The organism is Pseudomonas sivasensis (genome assembly GCF_052938085.1).
Genome location: NZ_CP176442.1, coordinates 1520478 through 1545066, shown reverse-complemented (window position 1 = coordinate 1545066; position 24589 = coordinate 1520478). Strand labels below are relative to the sequence as shown.

24 protein-coding genes are annotated in these 24589 nt (G+C 61.2%); 17 read left to right on the top strand and 7 right to left on the bottom strand.

What is annotated here, in order from left to right; all coding sequences use genetic code 11:
• Nucleotides 1-138: 138 nt before the first annotated feature.
• On the top strand, nucleotides 139-1704 hold the full coding sequence (locus ACKZ62_RS07300; RefSeq protein WP_032887688.1) for a methyl-accepting chemotaxis protein: 1566 nt from the start codon (nucleotides 139-141) through the stop codon (nucleotides 1702-1704).
• A gap of 254 nt (nucleotides 1705-1958) precedes the next feature.
• Here ACKZ62_RS07300 and ACKZ62_RS07295 read toward each other — a convergent pair whose 3' ends face one another.
• On the bottom strand, nucleotides 1959-2651 hold the full coding sequence (locus ACKZ62_RS07295) for an alpha/beta family hydrolase (protein WP_032887686.1): 693 nt from the start codon (nucleotides 2649-2651) through the stop codon (nucleotides 1959-1961).
• Nucleotides 2652-2730: 79 nt separating this feature from the next.
• On the opposite strand from ACKZ62_RS07295, the gene ccoN (ACKZ62_RS07290) reads away from it, so the two are divergent.
• The 14 genes from ccoN (ACKZ62_RS07290) to hemN all read left to right on the top strand — a co-directional run bounded on the left by ccoN (ACKZ62_RS07290) (nucleotide 2731) and on the right by hemN (nucleotide 16770).
• The gene (gene ccoN, locus ACKZ62_RS07290) at nucleotides 2731-4155 is read left to right on the top strand and encodes a cytochrome-c oxidase, cbb3-type subunit I (protein WP_032887684.1); all 1425 of its coding nucleotides are present in this window, start codon (nucleotides 2731-2733) and stop codon (nucleotides 4153-4155) included.
• A 10-nt stretch (nucleotides 4156-4165) separates the two neighbouring features.
• Nucleotides 4166-4774 (top strand): cytochrome-c oxidase, cbb3-type subunit II, encoded by a 609-nt coding sequence (gene ccoO, locus ACKZ62_RS07285; protein ID WP_447096479.1) that lies wholly within the window; start codon nucleotides 4166-4168, stop codon nucleotides 4772-4774.
• Nucleotides 4775-4777: 3 nt separating this feature from the next.
• Nucleotides 4778-4978 carry a cbb3-type cytochrome oxidase subunit 3 gene (locus tag ACKZ62_RS07280; protein WP_032887681.1) on the top strand — a complete coding sequence of 67 codons (201 nt, stop codon included), beginning with the start codon at nucleotides 4778-4780 and terminating at the stop codon, nucleotides 4976-4978.
• Nucleotides 4975-5922 carry a cytochrome-c oxidase, cbb3-type subunit III gene (gene ccoP / locus ACKZ62_RS07275; protein WP_032887679.1) on the top strand — a complete coding sequence of 316 codons (948 nt, stop codon included), beginning with the start codon at nucleotides 4975-4977 and terminating at the stop codon, nucleotides 5920-5922. The genes ACKZ62_RS07280 and ccoP (ACKZ62_RS07275) overlap by 4 nt, the downstream gene beginning before the upstream one ends.
• 350 nt (nucleotides 5923-6272) lie before the next feature.
• Nucleotides 6273-7715: a cytochrome-c oxidase, cbb3-type subunit I gene (gene ccoN, locus ACKZ62_RS07270; RefSeq protein ID WP_032887677.1), complete on the top strand. Its 1443-nt coding sequence runs from the start codon at nucleotides 6273-6275 to the stop codon at nucleotides 7713-7715.
• Nucleotides 7715-8323, top strand: coding sequence for a cytochrome-c oxidase, cbb3-type subunit II (gene ccoO / locus ACKZ62_RS07265; protein ID WP_003193167.1), 609 nt, complete (start codon nucleotides 7715-7717; stop codon nucleotides 8321-8323). Before ccoN (ACKZ62_RS07270) ends, ccoO (ACKZ62_RS07265) begins: the two co-directional genes overlap by 1 nt.
• A 6-nt stretch (nucleotides 8324-8329) precedes the next feature.
• Entirely contained in the window at nucleotides 8330-8515 is a 186-nt protein-coding gene (locus ACKZ62_RS07260; RefSeq protein ID WP_003175465.1) for a CcoQ/FixQ family Cbb3-type cytochrome c oxidase assembly chaperone, read from the top strand.
• The gene (ccoP, locus tag ACKZ62_RS07255; protein ID WP_095185370.1) at nucleotides 8512-9489 is read left to right on the top strand and encodes a cytochrome-c oxidase, cbb3-type subunit III; all 978 of its coding nucleotides are present in this window, start codon (nucleotides 8512-8514) and stop codon (nucleotides 9487-9489) included. Before ACKZ62_RS07260 ends, ccoP (ACKZ62_RS07255) begins: the two co-directional genes overlap by 4 nt.
• Before the next feature lie 351 nt (nucleotides 9490-9840).
• A complete protein-coding gene (gene ccoG / locus ACKZ62_RS07250; protein ID WP_032887674.1) occupies nucleotides 9841-11256 on the top strand; it encodes a cytochrome c oxidase accessory protein CcoG in 1416 nt (471 codons plus the stop codon).
• A gap of 15 nt (nucleotides 11257-11271) precedes the next feature.
• Nucleotides 11272-11811 carry a FixH family protein gene (locus ACKZ62_RS07245; protein WP_032887673.1) on the top strand — a complete coding sequence of 180 codons (540 nt, stop codon included), beginning with the start codon at nucleotides 11272-11274 and terminating at the stop codon, nucleotides 11809-11811.
• 112 nt (nucleotides 11812-11923) lie between these two features.
• Nucleotides 11924-14374, top strand: a complete 2451-nt coding sequence (locus ACKZ62_RS07240) for a heavy metal translocating P-type ATPase (RefSeq protein WP_122681184.1) — start codon at nucleotides 11924-11926, stop codon at nucleotides 14372-14374.
• 22 nt (nucleotides 14375-14396) lie between these two features.
• Nucleotides 14397-14609, top strand: coding sequence for a cbb3-type cytochrome oxidase assembly protein CcoS (gene ccoS, locus ACKZ62_RS07235; protein WP_032887669.1), 213 nt, complete (start codon nucleotides 14397-14399; stop codon nucleotides 14607-14609).
• Nucleotides 14602-15285, top strand: a complete 684-nt coding sequence (locus ACKZ62_RS07230) for a sulfite exporter TauE/SafE family protein (protein WP_122754477.1) — start codon at nucleotides 14602-14604, stop codon at nucleotides 15283-15285. The genes ccoS and ACKZ62_RS07230 overlap by 8 nt, the downstream gene beginning before the upstream one ends.
• 102 nt (nucleotides 15286-15387) lie before the next feature.
• A complete protein-coding gene (gene hemN, locus ACKZ62_RS07225) occupies nucleotides 15388-16770 on the top strand; it encodes an oxygen-independent coproporphyrinogen III oxidase (RefSeq protein ID WP_095185368.1) in 1383 nt (460 codons plus the stop codon).
• Here hemN and ACKZ62_RS07220 read toward each other — a convergent pair whose 3' ends face one another.
• On the bottom strand, nucleotides 16771-17226 hold the full coding sequence (locus tag ACKZ62_RS07220) for a hypothetical protein (protein ID WP_095185367.1): 456 nt from the start codon (nucleotides 17224-17226) through the stop codon (nucleotides 16771-16773). It abuts the gene before it with no gap.
• 153 nt (nucleotides 17227-17379) lie between these two features.
• Here ACKZ62_RS07220 and fnr point away from each other — a divergent pair, with 153 nt between their 5' ends.
• Together fnr and ACKZ62_RS07210 are read left to right on the top strand one after the other, a co-directional pair.
• A complete protein-coding gene (gene fnr / locus ACKZ62_RS07215) occupies nucleotides 17380-18114 on the top strand; it encodes a fumarate/nitrate reduction transcriptional regulator Fnr (protein ID WP_032887662.1) in 735 nt (244 codons plus the stop codon).
• Between the two features lie 79 nt (nucleotides 18115-18193).
• Nucleotides 18194-18742, top strand: coding sequence for an adenine phosphoribosyltransferase (locus ACKZ62_RS07210; RefSeq protein WP_032887660.1), 549 nt, complete (start codon nucleotides 18194-18196; stop codon nucleotides 18740-18742).
• Nucleotides 18743-18849: 107 nt separating this feature from the next.
• On the opposite strand, the gene ACKZ62_RS07205 is transcribed toward ACKZ62_RS07210, so the two are convergent.
• From ACKZ62_RS07205 to dnaX, 5 genes are all read right to left on the bottom strand, one after another.
• The gene (locus ACKZ62_RS07205) at nucleotides 18850-19998 is read right to left on the bottom strand and encodes an acyl-CoA dehydrogenase family protein (RefSeq protein ID WP_122754479.1); all 1149 of its coding nucleotides are present in this window, start codon (nucleotides 19996-19998) and stop codon (nucleotides 18850-18852) included.
• Between the two features lie 192 nt (nucleotides 19999-20190).
• On the bottom strand, nucleotides 20191-20793 hold the full coding sequence (gene recR, locus ACKZ62_RS07200) for a recombination mediator RecR (RefSeq protein WP_032887656.1): 603 nt from the start codon (nucleotides 20791-20793) through the stop codon (nucleotides 20191-20193).
• 66 nt (nucleotides 20794-20859) lie between these two features.
• Nucleotides 20860-21894 carry an NADPH-dependent curcumin/dihydrocurcumin reductase gene (locus tag ACKZ62_RS07195; RefSeq protein ID WP_122757024.1) on the bottom strand — a complete coding sequence of 345 codons (1035 nt, stop codon included), beginning with the start codon at nucleotides 21892-21894 and terminating at the stop codon, nucleotides 20860-20862.
• 142 nt (nucleotides 21895-22036) lie between these two features.
• Nucleotides 22037-22375, bottom strand: a complete 339-nt coding sequence (locus tag ACKZ62_RS07190) for a YbaB/EbfC family nucleoid-associated protein (protein ID WP_032887653.1) — start codon at nucleotides 22373-22375, stop codon at nucleotides 22037-22039.
• A 43-nt stretch (nucleotides 22376-22418) separates the two neighbouring features.
• Nucleotides 22419-24470, bottom strand: a complete 2052-nt coding sequence (dnaX, locus tag ACKZ62_RS07185) for a DNA polymerase III subunit gamma/tau (protein ID WP_122754481.1) — start codon at nucleotides 24468-24470, stop codon at nucleotides 22419-22421.
• Between the last annotated feature and the right edge of the window lie 119 nt (nucleotides 24471-24589).

The following is a 24589-nucleotide window of genomic DNA, read 5'->3' as shown; positions in this document are numbered from 1 at the left end:
AGCGATCGACATTCTCAATACCGGAAAACTCAAATAGAACAGTGAGGTGGCGTCCGACCGAGGGATTGTTGCAAAAATAAGTTAAATAAACCCCCGTTCCGGTCGATACCCCCTGAAAGCCTTGCGGATTGAACAACCATGCGTAATAACCAACCCGTTACCCAGCGCGAACGTACCTTCCCCGCTCAGCAACGGTTGATCTCAACCACAGATGCCAAAGGCGTGATCACCTACTGCAACGACGCTTTCGTCGAGATCAGTGGGTTTAGTCGCGAAGAACTGGTACGCGCCCCGCACAACCTGGTCCGTCACCCGGACGTGCCGGCGGCGGTGTTCGGGCATATGTGGGCCACGCTCAAACAAGGCTTGCCATGGATGGGCATCGTTAAGAACCGCTGCAAGACGGGCGATCACTACTGGGTTAACGCCTATGTGACGCCGGTCTTTGAAGGCAATCAGGTGGTCGGCTACGAATCGGTGCGCATCAAGCCCACCGCCGAGCAGATCCGCCGGGCCGAAGCGCTCTACCAACGTATCAACCAGGGCAAGTCGGCCGTTCCCCAGCGGGACAAGTGGCTGCCGGTGTTGCAGGACTGGCTGCCGTTTATCCTGATCAGCCAGTTGAGCTTCATGATTGGCGTGTCGCTCAACTCCCACTGGGGCTTTGCCCTGGCGGCGGGTTTGTCGGTGCCGTTGGGCCTGCTGGGCCTGAGCTGGCAACAGCGCGGTCTCAAGCGCCTGCTGCGTTTGGCCGAGCAGACCACCTCCGACCCGTTGATCGCGCAGATGTACACCGACAGCCGTGGCGCTCAGGCGCGCTTGGAGATGTCGATCCTCAGCCAGGAAGCGCGTCTGAAGACATGCCTTACACGCTTGCAGGACACTGCTGAGCATCTCAACGAGCAAGCGGCGCAGTCCAACACCCTGGCCCACAACAGCTCCAGCGGCCTGGAACGCCAGCGCGTGGAAACCGAACAGGTGGCCACAGCGGTCAACCAGATGGCGGCGACCACCCAGGAAGTCGCCAGCCATGTGCAGCGCACGGCGGACGCCACTCAGGAAGCCAATCGCTTGACCGGTCGCGGCCGCGATATCGCGGGGGAAACCCGCGAGGCCATTCAGCGTCTGTCGGTTGCCGTGGGTGAGACGGGCGTGACCGTCACTCAACTGGCCAAGGACAGCGATGAGATCGGCGGCGTTGTTGACGTGATCAAGGGCATTGCCGACCAGACCAACCTGTTGGCATTGAACGCTGCTATCGAAGCCGCTCGTGCCGGCGAGATGGGCCGTGGCTTTGCCGTGGTAGCCGACGAAGTACGGCAGCTGGCGCAGCGTACGGCCGAGTCGACCGGGCAGATCCATGCCCTGATCGCCAAGCTGCAACACACCGCCGCCGCCGCCGTGCAAACCATGGACGCCGGGCATCGCCAGGCCGAAGAAGGTGTGGCGCGGGTGATGGAGGCGGATCAGGCGTTGGTGGGCATCAGTGAGGCGGTGGCGCACATCACTGACATGACCACGCAAATTGCAGCGGCGACTGAAGAGCAAAGCTCGGTAGCCGAAGAGATCAGCCGTAACATCAGCACCATTGCGCTGTTGGCAGATCAGACCTCGGAGCAGGCGATGAACTCGGCGCAGTTGAGTGAGGAATTGACGCATACCGCCAATACCCAGTACTCGCTGGTGGAGCGTTTTAACCGCTAGACCGCTCTCGGGGGCAGGGTTATCTACACAACGCCTAAAGGCAGACACATAACTCTGTGGTGAGCGGGCTTGCCCGCGCTGGGCTGCGAAGCAGCCCTAACCCAGACACCGCATTTTTTCAGCAACACCCGACTGGCAGGTTTTGGGGCTGCTGCGCAGCCCAGCGCGGGGCAAGCCCGCTCCCCACAAGAGCCTCGTTTTCTCAGGGTATGTTTGCATCGAAGATGTGTAGATACCTACGTCCCGATACGTCCCTAACAGGCGCCGAGAAACCTGGCGACCTGCACCGCCGCAGCCTCCAAATGCTGCTCATGACTAAACCCCGAAGCCTTCAACGGCTTCAAATCATGATCCCCCGCCACCAGCCACATCACCTCGATGCTCGGTGACAACACATACCCCTCCACCGTCGCCCGATTGCCCAGCGCATCGCGCTCGCCCTGCACAATCAACGTCGGCGTCTTTAGCTCGACCAAATGCTCGACCCTCGGTTTTTCCGGCTTGCCCACCGCATAGAACGGATAGCCCAGGCACACCAACGCGTCCGCGGCCAATTCATCGGCCAACAGACTCGCCATGCGCCCGCCCATGGACTTGCCACCAATGGCCAGTTTCCCAGCGACATGACGTCGCACCTCGGCATGCACTTCGCGCCAGGCTTCCAGCAGTTTCGGCGCCGGGTTGGGTGGGCGTTTGCCACCATCCAATCGACGCTGGGCCATGTAGGGAAACTCGAAGCGCAACACGTTGACGCCATGCCCGGCAAGGCGTGCAGCCATGTCGTTCATGAAGGATGAGTCCATCGGTGCGCCGGCGCCGTGGGCCAGGATCAGCGTCACCGGTGTACGCGCGATAGACCCTTTCGCGACATCCCACAACCAGCCGTGTTCCCGCACACACTGCGCCCATTGATCCCCGTCAATACTGGCCTTGTGCTCTTTGCCCATGCTTGCCTCGCTATTTAGTCTGCCTATAACTCCAGCCCAAGTGCCGCATTTGCTTGGGTTGAACCGTGGATGGGGAACCATGAACACTACTTTAAGTACCGCCTATAACTACAAGGTGGTCCGCCAATTCGCCATTATGACGGTGGTGTGGGGCATCGTCGGCATGGGGCTCGGGGTTTTTCTCGCCGCCCAATTGGTTTGGCCCGCACTCAACTTCGATTTGCCCTGGACCAGCTTCGGCCGCTTGCGCCCGCTGCACACCAACGCGGTGATCTTCGCTTTCGGCGGCTGCGCACTGTTTGCCAGCTCGTTCTACTCGGTGCAACGCACCTGCCAAACGCAGCTGTTCGCGCCGAAAATCGCCGCGTTTTGCTTCTGGGGTTGGCAGTTGGTCATCCTGCTGGCTGCGATCACCTTGCCGCTGGGCTACACCAGTTCCAAGGAATACGCCGAGCTGGAATGGCCGATCGACATCCTGATCACCATTGTCTGGGTGGCCTACGCCATCGTGTTCTTCGGCACGGTGATGAAGCGCAACACCAAGCACATCTACGTCGGTAACTGGTTCTTCGGTGCGTTCATCATCACCGTGGCGATCCTGCATATCGTCAACAACCTGGAAATCCCGGTCAGCCTGACCAAGTCCTACAGCCTCTACGGCGGTGCGACGGATGCCATGGTGCAGTGGTGGTATGGGCACAACGCGGTAGGCTTTTTCCTCACCGCAGGCTTCCTGGGGATGATGTACTACTTCGTGCCCAAGCAGGCCGAACGTCCGGTGTATTCCTATCGCTTGTCAATCGTGCACTTCTGGGCGCTGATCACCCTGTACATCTGGGCCGGTCCGCACCACTTGCACTACACCGCGCTGCCGGACTGGGCGCAGTCCCTGGGCATGGTGATGTCTCTGGTACTGCTGGCTCCGAGCTGGGGCGGCATGATCAACGGGATGATGACCCTCTCGGGCGCCTGGCATAAGTTGCGCAGCGACCCGATCCTGCGCTTTTTGGTGGTGTCCCTGGCGTTCTACGGCATGTCGACCTTCGAAGGCCCGATGATGGCGATCAAGACCGTCAACGCCCTCTCCCACTACACCGACTGGACCATCGGCCACGTACACGCCGGCGCCCTCGGTTGGGTGGCGATGATCTCCATCGGCGCGCTGTACCACATGATCCCGAAAGTCTTCGGTCGCGAGCAGATGTACAGCCTCGGCCTGATCAACGCGCACTTCTGGCTGGCCACCATCGGCACCGTGCTCTACATCGCCTCGATGTGGGTCAACGGCATCGCCCAGGGCCTGATGTGGCGTGCGATCAACGAAGACGGCACCTTGACCTACTCCTTCGTCGAAACCCTGGTGGCCAGCCATCCAGGCTTCATCGTGCGGCTGGTGGGCGGTGCGGTGTTCCTCAGCGGCATGTTCCTGATGGCTTACAACACGTGGCGCACCGTGCGTTCGCCGCAGCCTGTCGAAGCCGCCACCACTGCGCAGCTGGCCTGAGGAGTCTGTGATGAAACACGAAACGATTGAAAAGAACGTCGGCCTGCTGATGCTGCTCATGGTGCTCGCCGTGAGCATCGGCGGCCTGACCCAGATCGTCCCGCTGTTCTTCCAGGACGTGACCAACAAGCCGGTGGAAGGCATGAAGCCGTACACCGCGCTGCAACTGGAAGGCCGCGACATCTACATCCGCGAAGGCTGCGTGCAGTGCCACTCGCAGATGATCCGTCCGTTCCGCGCCGAAACCGAACGCTACGGTCACTACTCGGTGGCGGGCGAAAGCGTGTGGGATCACCCGTTCCTGTGGGGCTCCAAGCGCACCGGCCCGGATCTGGCCCGCGTTGGCGCCCGCTACTCGGACGACTGGCACCGCGCGCACTTGTACAACCCGCGCAACGTAGTGCCCGAGTCGAAGATGCCGGCCTACCCGTGGCTGGTCACGGCCCAGGTCGACAGCAGCCACACCGAGAACAAGTTGAAAGTAATGCGCACCCTCGGCGTGCCATACACCGTCGACGACATCAGTGGCGCCGTGGCCAGCCTCAAGGGCAAGACCGAGATGGACGCGCTGGTTTCGTACCTGCAAGTACTCGGCACTGCCATCAAGAGCAAGAGGTGAGCCATGGGATTTGAATTCGATGCGGGCACCATCCGCGGCCTTGGCACGCTGGTCGTTGCCATCGCCTTTATCGGCCTGTCGCTGTGGGTGTTCAACAACCGGCGCAATGAGGAATTCGAGCAGGCGCGCCTGCTGCCCTTCGCCGATGAACCTTCTCCATCCGACGCTCAAGAAGAGCCAGCAACAAGGAGCAATCGGCCATGACCCTATTCTGGAGTACATGGATCTGCGTACTGACCCTCGGCAGCCTGATCGGGCTGACCTGGCTATTGATCGCCACCCGCAAGGGCGAGACCAAGGGCAGTGTCGACCAGACCATGGGCCACGCCTTCGACGGTATCGAGGAATACGACAACCCGCTGCCCCAGTGGTGGTTCATGCTGTTCGCCGGCACCCTGGTGTTTGCGGTCGGCTACCTGGTGCTCTACCCGGGCCTGGGCAACTGGAAAGGTGTGCTGCCGGGCTATGAAGACGGTTGGACCTCGGCCAAGGAGTGGGACAAGGAGATGGCCAAGGCCGATACCAAGTTCGGGCCGATCTTCGCCAAATTCTCGGCCATGCCCGTGGAAGAAGTCGCTAAAGACCCGCAAGCGCTGAAGATGGGCGGTCGCCTGTTCGCGTCCAACTGCGCGGTGTGTCACGGCTCGGACGCCAAGGGCGCGTTCGGCTTCCCTAACCTGGCAGACAACATCTGGCGCTGGGGCGGCTCGGCTGAGGCCATCAAGACCACCATCCTGAACGGTCGCCACGCGGCGATGCCGGCCTGGGGTACGGTGCTGGGTGACGACGGTGTGAAAAACGTCGCTGCCTATGTACGTCACGATTTGGCCAAGTTGCCACTGCCGGCCGATAGCACTGCCGACCTGGATGCGGGCAAAGCGGCGTTCAACACCACCTGCGTGGCCTGCCATGGGCCGGAAGGCCACGGTATGGAAGTCATGGGGGCGCCGAACCTGACGCTGCCAGGCGGCTATATCTACGGCACCAGCCTGGCGCAATTGCAGCAGACCATTCGTCACGGCCGTCAGGGCCAGATGCCGGCGCAGGAACTGTTGCAGGGCAACGACAAAGTGCACCTGCTCGCGGCTTACGTGTACAGCCTGTCTCACAACGCTGATGGTGCAATGCCAGAAAGCGCAGCTCAGTAACACCTGACTGCCGCCCCAATTTGGGGCGGCAGCTCTACCGCGCTACGCGACCAAGTGTCACACCCCTCCAAAGCACAACTTTCCCCTACTGCCATTCGGGTCTACGCTTGCTTGCACAGCGGACCGATCTTGGCGTACGCGACGACAGTCGTTGCGACCCCCAAAATTTCCTGTCCACTCGATCAGCTTTCGATTTCTGATTTTGTCCTTACGCCAAACATGGAAAGGGCGCAGAATCTGGCGTGGAACGCATTGATCCAGGTCAGCCATTGCGTTGCAATGGCCCCTCGCTTTCTACATACTTGCGGCCGATTTTACCTATAAAAAAACCTAAACCGTGGAACCTTAGAATGAGCACAGCAATCAGTCCGACTGCTTATAACTATAAGGTAGTCCGCCAGTTCGCCATCATGACGGTGGTCTGGGGGATCCTTGGCATGGGGCTCGGGGTGTTCATCGCCTCGCAACTGGTTTGGCCGGAATTGAATTTCGACTTGCCATGGACGACCTTCGGTCGCCTACGCCCGCTGCACACCAACCTGGTGATTTTCGCCTTCGGCGGATGTGCATTGTTTGCCACCTCCTACTATGTCGTGCAGCGAACCTGCCAGACGCGACTGATCTCCGATGGCCTCGCCGCCTTTACCTTCTGGGGTTGGCAGGCGGTCATCGTCGGCGCCATCGTCAGCCTGCCACTGGGCTACACCACCACCAAGGAATACGCCGAGCTGGAATGGCCGATCGCCATTTTGCTGGCGATTGTGTGGGTGACCTACGGTGCGGTGTTCTTCGGCACCATCGTCAAGCGCAAAACCAAGCACATCTACGTGGGCAACTGGTTCTACGGTGCGTTCATCGTGGTCACGGCGATGCTGCACATCGTCAATCACGCATCGCTGCCGGTCAGCCTGTTCAAGTCCTACTCGGCGTATGCCGGCGCGACGGACGCGATGATCCAGTGGTGGTACGGGCATAACGCCGTAGGCTTTTTCCTCACCACCGGTTTTCTGGGGATGATGTACTACTTCGTGCCGAAACAGGCCGAACGTCCTATTTACTCGTACCGTTTGTCCATCGTGCACTTCTGGGCATTGATCACCCTCTACATCTGGGCCGGCCCGCACCACTTGCACTACACCGCACTGCCGGACTGGGCTCAGTCCCTGGGCATGGCGATGTCGATCATCCTGTTGGCTCCGAGCTGGGGCGGCATGATCAACGGCATGATGACCCTCTCGGGTGCCTGGCATAAATTGCGCACCGACCCGATCCTGCGCTTCCTTGTGGTATCCCTGGCGTTCTACGGCATGTCGACCTTCGAAGGGCCGATGATGGCAATCAAGACCGTCAACTCGCTCTCCCACTACACCGACTGGACCATCGGCCACGTTCACGCCGGTGCCCTCGGTTGGGTGGCGATGATCTCCATCGGTGCGCTGTACCACATGATCCCCAAACTGTTCGGCCGTGCGCAGATGCACAGCGTCGGGCTGATCAACACGCACTTCTGGCTGGCCACCATCGGCACCGTGCTCTACATCGCTTCGATGTGGGTCAACGGCATCACCCAAGGCCTGATGTGGCGTGCGATCAACGATGACGGCACCCTCACCTACTCGTTCGTCGAAGCGCTGCAAGCCAGCCATCCGGGCTACATCGTCCGTGCCCTGGGCGGTGCGTTCTTCGCTGCCGGCATGCTGTTCATGGCCTACAACGTCTGGCGCACCGTGCGTGCCTCGGACCCGGCAGAAGCCGAAGCCGCCGCCAAGATCGCCGTTGTGGGAGCCCACTGATGAAGCATGAAGTAGTCGAGAAGAATATCGGCCTGCTGGCCTTCTTCATGGTCATCGCCGTGAGTATCGGCGGCCTGACCCAGATCGTTCCGCTGTTTTTCCAGGACGTGACCAACAAGCCGGTGGAAGGCATGAAGCCGCGCACCGCCCTTGAACTGGAAGGCCGCGACGTCTACATCGCCAACGGTTGCGTGGGCTGTCACTCGCAGATGATCCGCCCGTTCCGCGCCGAAACCGAACGCTACGGCCACTACTCGGTCGCCGGCGAAAGCGTATGGGACCACCCGTTCCTGTGGGGCTCCAAGCGCACCGGCCCTGACCTGGCCCGTGTTGGCGGGCGTTACTCCGATGACTGGCAACGTGCGCACTTGTACAACCCGCGCAACGTGGTGCCTGAGTCGAAAATGCCGGCGTACCCGTTCCTCGTGGAAAACAAGCTCGACGGCAAGGACACCGCGAAGAAGATGGAAGTCTTGCGCACCCTGGGCGTGCCCTACACCGACGAAGACATCGCCGGTGCAGCCGCAGCCGTAAAGGGCAAGACCGAAATGGACGCATTGGTGGCCTACCTGCAAGGCCTGGGCACCATCATCAAAAGCAAACGGTGATTCTTCATGGATATCGGGATGATTCGTGGCCTGGGCACCGTTGTGGTGATGGTGGCCTTTATCGGCCTGGCGTTGTGGGTGTTCAGCCCCAAGCGCAAGTCGGAGTTTGAAGACGCGACCTTGCTGCCCTTTGCGGATGATCCCGAAGCCATCAAGCACGTCGAGCAAGCTTCTAGGAGTAACAAAGAATGACTACGTTCTGGAGTCTGTACGTCACAGTCCTCAGTCTGGGTACCATTTTCGCCCTGACCTGGCTGTTGCTGTCGACCCGCAAGGGCCAGCGCGCCGAGCAAACCGACGAGACCGTCGGCCACTCGTTCGATGGCATCGAGGAGTACGACAACCCATTGCCCAAGTGGTGGTTCATGCTGTTCGTCGGCACCATCATTTTTGCCCTTGGCTACCTGGTGCTGTACCCAGGCCTGGGCAATTGGAAAGGCCTGCTGCCGGGCTACAACTACCTCGACAACGACAAGCAAACCCCCTTCGCCAACGGCCAGACCGGCTGGACCGGTGTACACGAATGGGAAAAGGAAATGGCCCGGTCGGACGCCAAGTTCGGTCCGATCTTCGCCAAATTCGCCTCCATGCCCATTGAGGAAGTCGCCAAAGACCCACAAGCCCTGAAGATGGGTGGCCGCTTGTTCGCGTCCAACTGCTCGGTGTGCCACGGGTCCGACGCCAAGGGTGCCTACGGCTTCCCCAACCTGACTGACGCCGACTGGCGCTGGGGTGGGGAGCCGGCGACGATCAAGGAAACCATCATGAAAGGCCGTCATGCCGTGATGCCGGGCTGGCTGCCGGTGCTGCAAGAAGAGGGTGTCAGCGACGTGGCGGCCTACGTGGTCACTCAACTCGACGGCCGCAAACTGCCCGAAGGCGTCAAGGCCGACGTAGCCAACGGCGAAAAACTCTTCGCCGCCAACTGCGTGGCCTGCCACGGCCCAGCCGGTAAAGGCACCCCAGCAATGGGCGCGCCCGACCTGACCCACCCCGGCGCCTTCATCTACGGTTCGAGCTTCGCCCAACTGCAGCAGACCATCCGTTTCGGCCGCCAGGGCCAGATGCCGGCGCAGGAACAATTGCAAGGCAATGACAAGGTGCACTTGCTCGCGGCGTATGTTTACAGCTTGTCCCATGGGGATAAGAAGGCCGAGGAGCAGTAAGGCGACCCCCTTACCCAGAAACACCAAAAAACCCTTGTGAGAGGGGGCTTGCTCCCGATGACGGTGGATCAGTATTAGTGACTCTGACTGACACGCCGCTATCGGGAGCAAGCCCCCTCACACATTGGATCTTCGGCTTTTTGAAGGTTGAGCCCGCAAAAACCGTCCATACTTCACAAGTCAATTGATCCAGATCACGTACACCATCAATTGATTTTTCCCAACGCGACCAAAGGTCGCACCCCTTGCGCAGCATCGGGGGCGTATCATTACGCCACTGCAAGACCCCTAATTTGACCCCGGTTGGCACGTACTGGCCGAGGCAAATCTCCACCGCCGTGGGATGCAATGATGAGCGACCAAATACCGGTACATGACGTTACCCCGCCTGCCAAACACTCGACCGCCACCGTCGACCTCTATGCCCCGCGCGAGAAAATCTACACCCGCGCCTTTACCGGCCTGTTCCGCAATTTACGAATGCTCGGCGGCGCTGCTTTGTTCCTGCTCTACTTCGGCACGGTGTGGCTGAACTGGGGCGGTCACCAGGCCGTGTGGTGGAACCTGCCGGAGCGTAAGTTCTTCATTTTCGGTGCGACCTTCTGGCCCCAGGACTTCATCCTGCTGTCGGGCATTCTGATCGTCGCGGCGTTTGGCCTGTTCTTCATCACGGTGTACGCCGGCCGCGTGTGGTGCGGTTATACCTGCCCGCAAAGCGTGTGGACGTGGATCTTCATGTGGTGCGAAAAAGTCACCGAAGGCGACCGCAACCAACGCATCAAGCTGGATAAAGCGCCGATGGGCGCCAACAAATTCCTGCGCAAATTCAGCAAGCACAGCCTGTGGCTGCTGATCGGTTTTGCCACCGGGATTACCTTCGTCGGCTACTTCTCGCCGATCCGCGAACTGGTGTTCGATTTCTTCACCGGCCAGGCCGATGGCTGGTCGTATTTCTGGGTCGGTTTCTTCACCCTCGCCACCTACGGCAACGCCGGCTGGCTGCGCGAACAGGTGTGCATCTACATGTGCCCGTACGCGCGTTTCCAGAGCGTGATGTTCGACAAAGACACCCTCATCGTCTCTTACGACCCACGCCGTGGAGAGCTGCGTGGCCCGCGTAAAAAAGGGATCGACTACAAGGCCCAAGGCCTGGGCGACTGCATCGATTGCACGATGTGCGTGCAGGTGTGCCCCACCGGCATCGACATCCGCGACGGCCTGCAAATCGAGTGCATCGGCTGCGCCGCGTGCATCGACGCCTGCGACAACATCATGGACAAGATGGAGTACCCGCGCGGCCTGATCAGCTACACCACCGAGCACAACCTGTCCGGGCAGAAAACCCACAAGCTGCGCCCACGCCTGATCGGTTACGCCCTGGTGTTGCTGGCGATGATCAGCCTGTTGGCCGGGGCGTTCTTCATGCGGTCGCTGGTGGGCTTCGACGTGAGCAAAGACCGCGTGCTCTACCGCGAAAACGCCGAAGGCCGTATCGAAAACGTCTACAGCCTGAAGATCATGAACAAGGACCAGCGCGACCACACCTACGTGCTCGACGCATCAGGCCTGCCAGACCTCAAGCTGCAGGGCCGGCGCGAGATCAAGGTGGCTGCCGGCGATATCGTCAGCATGCCAGTGGAACTGTCGAGTGCGCCGGAACAACTGCCGTCGAGCACCAACGAGGTGAAATTCACCCTCACCGATGCCGATGACGCCAGCGTCAACATTGAAGCCAAGAGCCGATTCATCGGCCCACAAGTTCGATAAAGAGAGAACGGAACAATGCCCTTAGCCACTGCCGCAAGCCCTTGGTACAAGCACCTCTGGCCCTGGATCATCATCGGGATCCTCGCCTGCTCGGTGACCTTGACCTTGTCCATGGTGACCATCGCGGTAAACAACCCGGACAACCTGGTCAACGACAACTACTACGAGGCTGGCAAGGGCATCAACCGCTCACTGGACCGCGAACGCCTGGCGCAGACCCTGCAACTGCGCGCCAAGTTGCATTTGGACGAACTGACCGGTGAAGTCGAGCTGAAGCTCACCGGCTACAGCAACCCGAACACCCTGGAACTGAACCTGATTTCCCCGACTCAGCCGGAGAAAGATCGCAAAATCAACCTGGCCCGCAGCGACAGCGAACCCGGCCGCTACATCGGCCAGGTCACCGACAAAGTCGAAGGCCGCCGCTTCGTGGAACTGCTGGGCGTGGAAGGCGACAAGACCTGGCGGCTGTTCGAGGAAGAAGAAGTCAGCCACGACAAAGACTTGCTGTTGGGTGATGAACCGTTGCAGGGTGCCGAAGACCTGAAAAAATAAACACCTGCGCTTCGCGCATCGCCGGCAATCCGGCTCCTACAGACCCTCACCCCTCTCGTAGGAGCCGGCTTGCCGGCGATGGGGCCTTCCCAGCCACCAAAGATCCCGAACCATGACCACCCCCACTCCCTGCTACCACTGCGCTTTGCCCGTACCGCCCGGCAGCCGGTTCACCGCCGATATCCTCGGTGAGCGCCGCGAACTCTGCTGCCCGGGCTGCCAGGCGGTGGCCGAAGCAATCGTGGCCGCAGGTTTGGAAAGCTATTACCAGCACCGCAGCGAAGCCTCGGCCAACCCCGAAACGCTGCCGGTGCAACTGGTGGACGAACTGGCGCTGTACGACCGCGCCGACGTGCAAAAACCCTTCGTGCACCACCAAGGCGAACTGGCCGAAACGACCCTGTTGATGGAAGGCATCAGCTGCGCCGCCTGTGGCTGGCTGATCGAAAAACACCTGCGCAGCTTGCCCGCCGTTGCCGAGGCGCGGTTGAACCTGTCCAACCATCGCTTGCAGGTGCGCTGGGCCGACGGGCAATTGCCGTTGAGCCAAGTGCTCAGTGAGCTGCGCCATATCGGCTATGCCGCCCATCCTTATCAGGCCGACCGCGCCGCCGAGCAACTGGCCAGCGAAAACCGTCTGGCTTTGCGCCAACTCGGTGTCGCCGGGCTGCTGTGGTTCCAGGCAATGATGGCAACCATGGCCACCTGGCCGGAATTCAACATCGACCTGAGCCCGGAGCTGCATGTAATTCTGCGTTGGGTGGCGATGTTTCTGACAACCCCCATCGTGTTCTACAGCTGCGCGCCGTTCTTCAAGGGCGCCATGCGCGACCTGCGCACGCGCCACCTGACCATGGACGTTTCAGTATCCCTCGCCATTGGCGGGGCTTATTTGGCGGGAATATGGACCGCGATCACCGGCGTCGGCGAGCTGTATTTCGATGCAGTGGGCATGTTTGCACTGTTCCTGCTGGCCGGTCGCTACCTGGAACGCCGTGCCCGGGAGCGCACGGCGGCGGCCACTGCGCAGTTGGTCAACCTGTTGCCTGCGTCGTGCCTGCGCTTGAAAGACGACGGCCAGAGCGAACGCATCCTGTTGAGCGAACTGGCCCTGGGCGACCGCGTGCTGGTGCATCCGGGCGCGGTGCTGCCAGCAGACGGCGTGATCCTCGATGGCCAGTCCAGCATTGATGAGTCCCTACTCACCGGCGAGTACTTACCGCAACCGCGCCAAGTCGGCGACACCGTCACCGCCGGCACCCTCAACGTCGACGGCGCGCTGACCGTCGAAGTGCGCGCCCTTGGCCACGAGACCCGCCTGTCCGCCATCGTGCGCCTGCTGGAGCGCGCCCAGGCCGAAAAACCGCGACTGGCGCAAATCGCCGACCGCGCCGCGCAGTGGTTCCTATTGTGTTCGCTGATCGCCGCTGCGCTGATCGGCCTGCTGTGGTGGGAACTGGACTCATCACGAGCGTTCTGGATCGTGCTGGCGATGCTAGTGGCGACCTGCCCATGTGCGTTGTCCCTCGCTACACCGACCGCCCTGACCGCCGCCACCGGCACCCTGCACAAACTCGGGCTGCTGCTGACCCGTGGCCATGTGCTGGAGGGCCTGAACCAGATCGACACGGTGATTTTCGACAAGACCGGCACCCTCACCGAAGGTCGCCTGGCCCTGCGCGCAATCCGGCCGCTGGGCGAGTTGGGCAGCGACGACTGCCTGGGTCTCGCCGCCGCACTGGAAAACCGCTCGGAACATCCGATTGCCCGCGCCTTTGGCCGTGCGCCATTGGCCGCTGACGAAGTGCTCAGTACCCCCGGTCTCGGTCTGGAAGGTCGAGTGGGCGAGCGTCTGCTGCGCATCGGCCAGCCGGGTTTCGTCTGCGAACTCAGTGGCTGCCCGATCCCCGCTCCGCCGGACGACGCCGGGCAATGGCTGCTGCTGGGCGACCGCAGCGGCGCCCTCGCCTGGTTCGTACTGGATGACCGCCTGCGCAGCGACGCCCCCGCCCTGCTCGCCGCTTGCAAGGCGCGCGGTTGGCGCACACTGCTGCTGTCCGGGGACAGTTCGCCGATGGTCGCCAGTGTCGCCCTTGAGCTGGGCATAGACGAGGCCCACGGCGGCCTGCGTCCCGACGACAAGCTGCACGTGCTGCAACAGCTGCACAAGGAAGGTCGCAAGGTGCTGATGCTCGGCGATGGCGTCAACGATGTCCCCGTCCTCGCCGCCGCCGATATCAGCGTGGCAATGGGCTCGGCCACCGACCTGGCCAAGACCAGTGCCGATGCGGTGTTGCTCTCCAATCGCCTCGACGCTCTGGTGCAGGCTTTCAGCCTGGCGCGGCGCACCCGACGAGTGATTATTGAAAACCTGCTCTGGGCGGGCCTATACAATGGCCTGATGTTGCCGTTTGCTGCTTTGGGCTGGATCACGCCAATCTGGGCGGCAGTCGGCATGTCCATCAGTTCGTTGACCGTGGTACTCAACGCCCTGCGCCTGACTCGCGTGCCGAGCGCACAGGCCGCCAGCGCCCCCTCAATCACCCGCCCGCTGCCCGCGTGAGCCGCGCGGGCATGGAGTGCAGATGCCAGCTTTATACGTGATGATTCCGGCGGCGCTGCTGATAGTGGCCATCGCTATTTACATCTTCTTCTGGGCCGTGGACAGCGGCCAGTACGATGACCTCGACGGCCCGGCCCACAGCGTGCTGTTCGACGACCAGGACCCGAACCACCTGGCCGCCATCGACGAAGCCAACGGCCCGGAACAACCGCCCAAAGACCCACCTCATGCTTGAATTAGCGCCGCTGCTGGTCTCCGCGCTGATCCTGGGCCTGCTGGGCGGCGGTCATTGCCTGGGCATGTGCGGCGGGCTGATGGGCGCGCTGACTTTGGCAATTCCCAAGGAGCAACGCAGTCGCCGGTTTCGCCTGCTGCTGGCGTACAACCTGGGGCGAATCCTCAGTTACGCCACGGCTGGGCTGTTGATCGGCCTGGCCGGCTGGGCCGTGGCCAATAGCCCGGCGGCGATGTTCATGCGCGTGCTCGCCGGTCTGCTGCTGATCTGCATGGGCCTGTACCTGGCCGGTTGGTGGAGCGGCCTCACCCGTATCGAAAGCCTCGGGCGCGGCCTGTGGCGGCATATCCAGCCCGTTGCCACCCGTTTGCTGCCGGTGTCCAGCCTGCCCCGCGCTCTACTGCTGGGCGCGCTGTGGGGCTGGTTGCCGTGCGGGTTGGTCTACAGCACCCTGCTGTGGGCAGCGAGCCAGGGCAATGCGCTGGACAGTGCCTTGCTGATGCTCGCGTTCGGGTTGGGCACCTGGCCCGTGCTGCTGGCGACTGGGCTGGCCGCCGAACGCGTCACCGCGTTATTGCGCAAACGCAGCGTGCGCATGGCCGGTGGATTTCTGGTCATTGTGTTCGGTATTTGGACCTTGCCAGGGCCGCACCAGCACTGGCTGATGGGCCACTAAAAGGCCATGTGGCATAGCGCCGCTGCTCGTTGATGCAAATCAAGATGCCCTCTGCTCCACGCCTCTAGACTCGGCCCACTAGCCTATCCGGGGGACGCCCGCATGCTCGACGCCATTCGTTGGGACACCGATCTGATTCATCGCTACGACCTGGCGGGACCGCGCTATACGTCCTACCCCACCGCCGTACAATTCGACAGCCAGGTCGGCACATTCGACCTGCTACACGCCCTGCGCGACAGTCGCAAGGCTGTGCGCCCATTGTCGCTGTATGTGCATGTGCCGTTCTGCGCGAACATTTGCTACTACTGCGCCTGCAACAAGGTGATCACCAAAGACCGTGGCCGCGCCCAGGCATATCTGCACCGCTTGGAGCAGGAAATCCAAATGGTGGCCTGCCACCTCGACCCGAAACAGCCGGTGGAGCAGTTGCATTTCGGCGGCGGCACGCCGACGTTTCTCAGCCACGACGAACTGCGTCAGGTCATGGGCTCCCTGCGCCAGCACTTCAATTTGCTCGATGATGATTCCGGCGACTACGGCATCGAAATCGACCCGCGCGAAGCCGACTGGGCCACCATGGGCCTGCTGCGTGAACTCGGTTTCAACCGCGTCAGCATTGGCCTGCAAGACCTCGACCCCGAGGTCCAGCGGGCCGTTAACCGCCTGCAAAGCCTGGAAGAGACTCGCGCAGTAATCGATGCGGCGCGCACTTTGCAGTTTCGCTCGATCAATATCGACCTGATCTACGGCCTGCCCAAGCAAACGCCGATCAACTTCGCGCGCACCGTGGAAGAAGTGATCAAGCTGCAACCGGATCGCCTGTCGGTGTTCAACTATGCGCACCTGCCGGAGCGCTTCATGCCCCAGCGGCGCATCGACAGCGACGAGCTGCCAGCACCGGCGGAAAAACTGCTGATGCTGCAAACCACCATCACGCAATTGACCGAGGCGGGTTATCGCTACATCGGCATGGACCACTTCGCTCTGCCGGATGACGAACTCGCCATCGCCCAGGAAGAAGGCACGCTGCAACGCAATTTCCAGGGCTACACCACCCACGGCCATTGCGACCTGATCGGCCTGGGTGTGTCGGCGATCAGCCAGATCGGCGACTTGTATTGCCAGAACAGCAGTGACCTCAACGGCTACCAGAACACCCTGGCCGGCGCGCAGCTGGCGACCAGCCGTGGCTTGGTCTGCACCACAGACGATCGACTAAGACGGGAAGTGATTCAGCAGTTGATCTGCAATTTCAGCCTGGTATTCGAGCGTATCGAACAGGCCTTCAATATTGATTTTCGCGGGTACTTCGATGAGATCTGGCTGCAACTTGAGGCCATGGCCAAGGACGGCCTGATCGCGCTCGACGCCCAGGGCATTCGGGTGCTGCCCGCAGGGCGCTTGCTGGTGCGCTCGGTGTGCATGGTGTTCGACGCGTACCTGGAACACCAGAACCGGCAACGGTTTTCACGGGTGATCTAGTTACATCGACAACGAAGCGGCCTTGAGCGCCTGATCGGCACTCATGGTTTTCATGGCCTTGGCCAAGGAGATTTGGGCCGTCATCAAGCCGGCCTGCAAGGAACTGATGGCACCTTGCACGTTAGCGACCTTGGCCTGAACCTCCTCCGGCGTCAGGCTTTTGTCCGCGGCGATGGCCTGAAGCTCCGCCAATTTTTCGGCGATCTGCTGCTTCAACTGACGGATCATTTTAAGAACTTGCTTAACGTTGTCGTCCAGACCGCTGTCATCGATATCGGCGTTGGCACTTTTGGCCGCACCCGCAGCCTTAAAGCCATCCGGCGAAATGCTCACCTTCACGCCTTCGCTCGTGGCAGGCGTTGACACGGCATCCTGCGTCTCAACCGCCGCAGCGGGCGGGGCCGGCTCTGGGTTTGGCACACGGATGGAGGGGTTGTTGGCGGCGATGATCAACATGCGCTGAGCTCCTGCTCATGAACGTACACATATGTATCGGCACCGATACACAAAGCTTTATACGGCTGTCTGTTTTTTGTACACGCTGGCCTCACTGCCCCCCAGTGCGTTACCCTTACGTCTTATGTGTGTTTTCCCACAAGGATTTAAGAAATGTCCGAGCCAGTCAAACTGCGCGCTCACAGCCAGGCTCACTGCAAGGATTGCAGCCTGGCCCCCCTCTGCCTGCCACTTTCGCTGAATCTGGAAGACATGGATGCGCTGGACGACATCGTTAAACGTGGTCGCCCGCTGAAGAAAGGCGAGTTCCTGTTTCGTCAGGGCGATCAGTTCGACTCCGTCTATGCAGTACGTTCGGGCGCGTTGAAGACCTTCAGCCTGAGCGACAACGGCGAGGAGCAGATCACCGGTTTTCACCTGCCCAGCGAACTGGTGGGTTTGTCGGGCATGGACACCGAGATGCATCCCGTGTCGGCCCAGGCGTTGGAGACCACGTCGGTGTGCGAAATCCCCTTCGAACGCCTGGACGAACTGGCCATCCAATTACCTCAACTGCGCCGCCAGTTGATGCGCGTGATGAGCCGAGAAATTCGTGACGACCAGCAGATGATGCTGCTGTTATCGAAGAAAACCGCCGACGAGCGCATCGCGACATTCCTGGTCAACCTGTCGGCCCGGTTCCGGGCACGCGGTTTCTCGGCCAACCAGTTCCGCTTGAGCATGTCGCGTAACGAAATCGGCAACTACCTGGGTCTGGCGGTGGAAACCGTGTCCCGCGTGTTCACTCGTTTCCAGCAGAACGAGTTGATTGCCGCCGAAGGCAAGGAAGTGCACATTCTCGACCCGATCCAGCTGTGTGCGCTGGCGGGTGGTTCTCTAGAGGGTTGATGCAGACACTTGTGGCCGCGCCAATCGGTGAGGCCGCAGGTATACTTCGAGTCCGTTTTCCTCCCAGGACTCTTCGACGATGACCTTCGATTCGTTCGACATCAAATCCCTGATCCGCCCCGTCATCGACTTCCCCAAGCCTGGGGTGATCTTCCGTGACATCACGCCGCTGTTCCAATCGCCCAAGGCCCTGCGCCTGGTGGCCGATACCTTTGCCCATCGCTATGTCGAAGCCGATTTCACCCACATCGGCGCGATGGATGCCCGCGGGTTTCTGATCGGTTCGATCATTGCCTACCAACTGAACAAACCGCTGATCCTGTTCCGCAAGCAGGGCAAGCTGCCGGCCGATGTCCTGGCCGAGGGTTATCAGACCGAATACGGCGAAGCTTTCCTGGAAGTGCACGCCGACAGCCTGTGCGAAGGCGACTCGGTGCTGATGTTCGATGACCTGATCGCCACAGGCGGGACCTTGATCGCTGCGGCGAACCTGGTGCGGCGCATGGGTGCGAAGATTTTTGAAGCCGCGGCAATTATTGATCTGCCGGAGCTGGGTGGCTCGCAGCGTTTGGAAGACATGGGGATTCCGACGTTTTGCCTGACGCAGTTTGCGCTGAGCGAGCGGTAATATTTGCCTGGACTGACGCTATCAAGGGCTGCCCCCTCCCACACTTGAAGGTGTTTACACATCAAAATGTGGCAGAGGGCTTGCCCCGATGAGGCAGGTAAGCCGCCTCAAAGCCCCATCTGTTTGCTGATGATTTCATTCATCACTTCACGAGTGCCGCCGCCGATCGACAGGATACGGTTGTCGCGATACAGCCTCTCCACCAGGCTGCCGCGCATATAGCCCTGGCCGCCGAGGATCTGCACGGCGTCATAAGTCACCCGATCGGCGGTATCGGTGGCCAGGTTCTTGGCCATGGATATCTCCTTGATCACACTCTTGCCAGCGGCCATCTTGGCGGCTTGGCGGTAGGTGAATTCCCTGGACACTTCCACAGCAGTCGCCATTTCCACCAAGCGATGCTTGAGCACCTGGAATTTGCCAATGGGCTTGCCAAATGCTTCACGCTGCGCGGCCCATTTGAGGCTTTCCTCAAGCGCAAGCTGCGCGGTCATATTGGCCATCAATGCCAGCGCCAGCCGTTCACTCTGAAAGTTGCCCATGATGCAGGCAAACCCCATGTTCTCGGCGCCGATCAGGTTGCCTACGGGCACCTGGCAATCATCGAAGAACAACTCTGCCGTGTCCGACGCCCACCAACCCATTTTCTTCAGGGGCTGGCCGACGGTGAAACCCGGGGTGTCTTTTTCGATGAGCAACAGGCTGATGCCGCCAAAGCCTGGCCCTCCGGTACGAACAGCAACGGTGTAGAAATCGGCGCGGTTGCCGCTGGTGATAAAGGTTTTGCTGCCGCTGACCCGGTAAACGTCGCCATCACGCACGGCGCGGGTGCGCAGGCCGGCTACATCGGAGCCGCCGCTGGGTTCGGTGACGGCCAAGGCGATGATCTTCTCGCCCGAGAGCACTTGCGGGGCCACACGTTCGCGCACTTCGGGCCGCGCCCATTTGACGATGGGAGGCAAGCCGATATCCAGCGAGCCCAATCCCGCGACCACGCCGCCGGAGCCGCAGCGCATCAATTCCTCGCTGACGGCCACCTTGGCGAACAGATCGCCCTCGTGACTGCCGCCCAAGGATTCGGGATAACCGATACCGAGGATCCCCGCCGCACCGGCCTTAAGGTACAACGCTCGGGGAAAGCTCTCCGCCTCCTCCCATTGCTCGATGCCCGGTAACAGCTCGCGCTCGACAAAACGGCGCACGCTGTCGCGGAGCAATTGGTGGCTGGGGTCGAAGTAGTCCTGATAGGCAGACATCGGCAAGCTCCACGGAGAGGTGGAGCGAAATTACCAAGCGCTTGCTTGGTTAGCAACACAGATCTCAATCACACCGCAAAACCATTGTGGGAGGGGGCTTGCTCCCGATAGCAGTGTGTCAGCCAATAGATTCATGACTGATCCACTGCCATCGGGAGCAAGCCCCCTCCCACATTTGGCTGGTGTTTATTGTTAGAGCGCGATCGGCTTGCGACCGGCGAACGAATGCGCCAGCGTGCCACCATCCACCAGCTCTAACTCCCCACCCAACGGCACGCCATGGGCGATACGCGAAGTGATCAGGCCTTTGTTGCTCAGCAGTTGGGCGATGTAATGGGCGGTGGCTTCACCTTCCACGGTCGGGTTGGTGGCCAGGATCACCTCGGTAAAGGTGCCCTGCTCTTCGATACGTGCCACCAGTTGCGGAATGCCGATGGCCTCCGGGCCCAGGCCGTCCAGCGGCGACAGGTGGCCCTTGAGCACGAAGTAACGCCCGCGATAACCGGTCTGCTCCACCGCGTAGACGTCCATCGGGCCTTCCACCACACACAGCAACGTGTCGTCGCGACGCGGGTCGGCGCATTGCGGGCAAAGGTCTTCTTCGGTGAGGGTTCGGCACTGGCGGCAGTGGCCGACGCCCGTCATGGCCTGGCTCAGGGCCTGGGCCAACCGGGTGCCGCCGCTGCGATCACGCTCCAGCAGTTGCAGCGCCATGCGCTGGGCGGTTTTCTGGCCGACACCCGGCAACGTGCGCAGGGCGTCGATCAGTTGGCGAATCAGGGGGCTGAAGCTCATGGGGCAATGGTCCGACAAAACAACGAGACGCGGTTTATACCCGCGCCCCGGATTAGCGTCAAATCCTCAATCCTGCGCGACCCGCACCACCAACTTGCCGAAGTTGCGCCCTTCAAGCAGGCCGATAAAGGCTTCGGGCGCCTGCTCCAAGCCATCGACCACGTCCTCGCGGAACTTGATCTTGCCGTCGCGGACCCAGGGCGCCATGGCACTGAGGAACTCTGGCTGACGATCACCGTAGTCATCGAACACGATAAAGCCCTGGATGCGCACCCGCTTGGTCAGCAACGTGCGTTGCAGCGCCGGCAAGCGATCAGGCCCGCTGGGGGCTTCGTGGGCGTTGTAGCCGGCAATCAGCCCGCACAAAGGAATGCGTGCCTTGGGGTTGAGCAAAGGCATCACGGCGTCGAACACCTTGCCACCGACGTTCTCGAAATAGATGTCCACGCCGTTGAAGCAAGCCTGGGCGAGTTGATCGGCGAAGTCTGCGCTCTTATGGTCGATACAGGCATCAAAGCCCAGTTCATCCACGACATAGCGGCACTTGTCCGCACCGCCTGCAATCCCGACCACGCGCAGGCCCTTGAGCTTGGCGACCTGGCCCACTACCGAACCGACTGCGCCGGAGGCAGCGGCGACCACCAGGGTTTCCCCAGCCTTGGGTTGACCAATGTCCATCAGGCCCATGTAGGCCGTCATACCCGGCATCCCCAATACGCCCAACGCCATGGACGGACTGGCGAGACCTTTGGGCACCGGAATCAGGTTGCGGCCGTCGGAAATGCTGTGGCTCTGCCAACCGGTGGCGCCGACCACCAGATCACCCACTTCGAATTTCGGGTTACGGGATTGCTCGATACGGCTGACAGCACCGCCGGTCATCACCTCATCGATTTCCACCGGCGCGGCGTAGGACGGTGCGTCGCTCATGCGCCCGCGCATGTAGGGGTCAAGGGACAGGTAGAGGGTCTTGAGCAGCACTTGGCCGTCCGCCAACTCCGGCAAGCTCACGCGCTCCAGGCGAAAGTTTTCCGGAGTGGGCGCGCCTTGGGGGCGCGAGACCAGCACGATACGTTGGTTCAGGGTCAGTTCTTGAGGCATCAGGGGCTCCTTATCGAATTCATCGGTATAGGTTGCAGACCATGGGTGCCGGGCCAGGGTTCGATCGGGATTCGATTGAATAGGCACAAACAAAAATGCCAGGCACTGGGCCTGGCATTGGAGTCTAGCTAACGCTGGAGAATCAGAACGGCATCTTCATGCCCGGTGGCAGTTGCATGCCAGCGGTCACGCCGGACATTTTGTCCTGGCTATTGGCTTCGATCTTGCGCACGGCGTCGTTGACGGCCGCGGCGAACAGCGCTTCGAGCATTTCCAGGTCATCTTCGCCCACGCCTGGCAGCACGCTTGGGTCGATGCTCACGCGCTTGATGTCGTGACGCCCAGTCATCACCACGCTGACCATATCGCCACCGGCTTTACCGGTGACTTCGGCGTTGGCCAGTTCTTCCTGCATCTTGGCCATCTTTTCCTGCATCTGCTGCGCCTGCTTCATCAGGCCGGCCATGCCACCTTTCATCATGGGAATCACCTCAAAAGTACGTGGATCAATTAATAGCCCGGTGTCATGACGCTTGGGTCACCGGGGCTTCGACAGGTTCAATAGTATCGTGACGAACGACCGCACCAAACTGTTGCATCATTTGCTGGATGAGCGGGTCTGCGTGGATCGAATCCTCAGCCTCGCGCTGACGGTTGATACGCCGGCGGGTCGCGGCCTGGGCCGGGGTTTCCTGCTCGGGCTTGATCAACTCGATGGTGATAGTCAGCGTGCGCTCATGGTACTGGTTCAGGGCATCGTTGAGGCGCCGTTGCTGGGTCGCGTTGAACAGGGCGCTGTGGGCCGGATCCAGGTGCAACAGCCAATGGTCGCCGTCGACGGAAATCAGGGTGCAGTTGGCGGCAATACTGCCGGTCATGCCGGAGATCGGCAGTTTCGGGAACAGTTCCAGCCATTGCAACGCCAGGCCAGTGGCCGGGGCTGCCGCGGGTTCTGCTTCGGGCTCGGGGGCCGGTTCGGCGGTGTGTTCGCTGGCCAAATCGTCCAGGTAACTGTAGGCCGAATCCATGTCCGGCTCGATGTAGTCTTCGTCCAGCGGCGGCTCGTCGTCGAGGTCGATGCCTGGGGTTGCGGCTTCAACCTGGGCGACTGTCGGCTCGGGAACCGGTGCTGAAACCCACTCAGGAGCGGCTGGCACCACGCTGTCCGGTGTCGACGCAGGCATAGGCGTCAGCTCAGGCTGCTCGCTGGCAGTTTCCAGCACGGGCTCAACATAGGGCTGCTGTTCGACTTCTTCGACCTCGGCTTCTACCGGGTCATTCCAAGGCAAGTCGACGACAGGCTCGGGCTCAACCACCGGCTCCGGCTCAACCACAGGTGCCACCACCACAGGGGCTGGCTCAGGCGCCGGCGCAACCGGGGCAGCAACCACTGGCGCAACCACCGCCGCGCCAGCCACTGGTTTGGCGGAATCAACTGTGGCCTGGCTGATCCCCACTGGCTTTAGCGGCTGTCTCGGCGCATCGGCCGAATCAGCTGGCCGGAACGCCAGCATGCGCAGCAGGACCATTTCAAAGCCCCCACGCGGGTCCGGCGCCAAAGGCAAGTCCCGACGACCGATCAGGCCCATCTGGTAGTAGAACTGCACATCTTCGGCCGGCAACGCCTGGGCCAGGGCCAACACGCGGTCGCGGTCGCCATGGCCGTTGTCGACACCTTCCGGCAAAGCCTGGGCGATAGCGACGCGGTGCAGGACGTTGAGGATTTCCGAGAGCACGCCATTCCAGTCCGGGCCTTGCTCCGAGAGGTGGCGCACGGCTTCGAGCAACGCCTTGGCATCACCTTCGATCAATGCATGCAGCACATCGAACACCTGGCCGTGGTCGAGGGTGCCGAGCATGGCGCGCACATCGGCGGCCATGACCTTGCCTTCACCGAAGGCGATGGCCTGGTCGGTAAGGCTCATGGCATCACGCATCGAACCATCGGCGGCACGGCCGAGCAGCCATAGCGCGTCGTCTTCGAACGGTACGTTCTCGACACCCAACACGTGGGTCAAATGCTCGACCACGCGCTCGGGGGTCATGTTTTTCAGGGAGAACTGCAGGCACCGCGACAGGATCGTTGCAGGAAGTTTCTGCGGGTCGGTGGTGGCCAGGATGAATTTGACGTAGGGCGGCGGCTCTTCCAGGGTTTTCAGCAGCGCGTTGAAGGAATGGCTGGACAGCATGTGCACTTCGTCGATCAAGTAGACCTTGAAGCGACCGCGGCTAGGCGCGTACTGCACGTTGTCGAGCAACTCGCGGGTGTCTTCGACCTTGGTGCGGCTCGCGGCGTCGATCTCGATCAGGTCTACGAAGCGCCCTTCGTCGATCTCGCGGCACACCGAGCAAGTGCCACAAGGCGTCGAAGTGATACCGGTTTCACAGTTCAGGCATTTGGCGATGATGCGCGCAATGGTGGTCTTGCCCACCCCCCGAGTACCGGTGAACAGGTAGGCGTGGTGCAGCCGCTGGCTGTCCAAGGCATTGATCAGAGCCTTGAGCACATGGGTCTGGCCGACCATTTCGCGGAACGAGCGCGGACGCCATTTACGTGCAAGAACCTGATAACTCATCGAAAACCGTCGCAACTGGGAAGCGGAAGCCGGTAATGCTAGCGGAGCAAGGGGGAAATTGCATCCGGCACGCTCGCCTAATCTGACTAAGCTCTGCTGACTGGCCTCCAAAAGGCCTG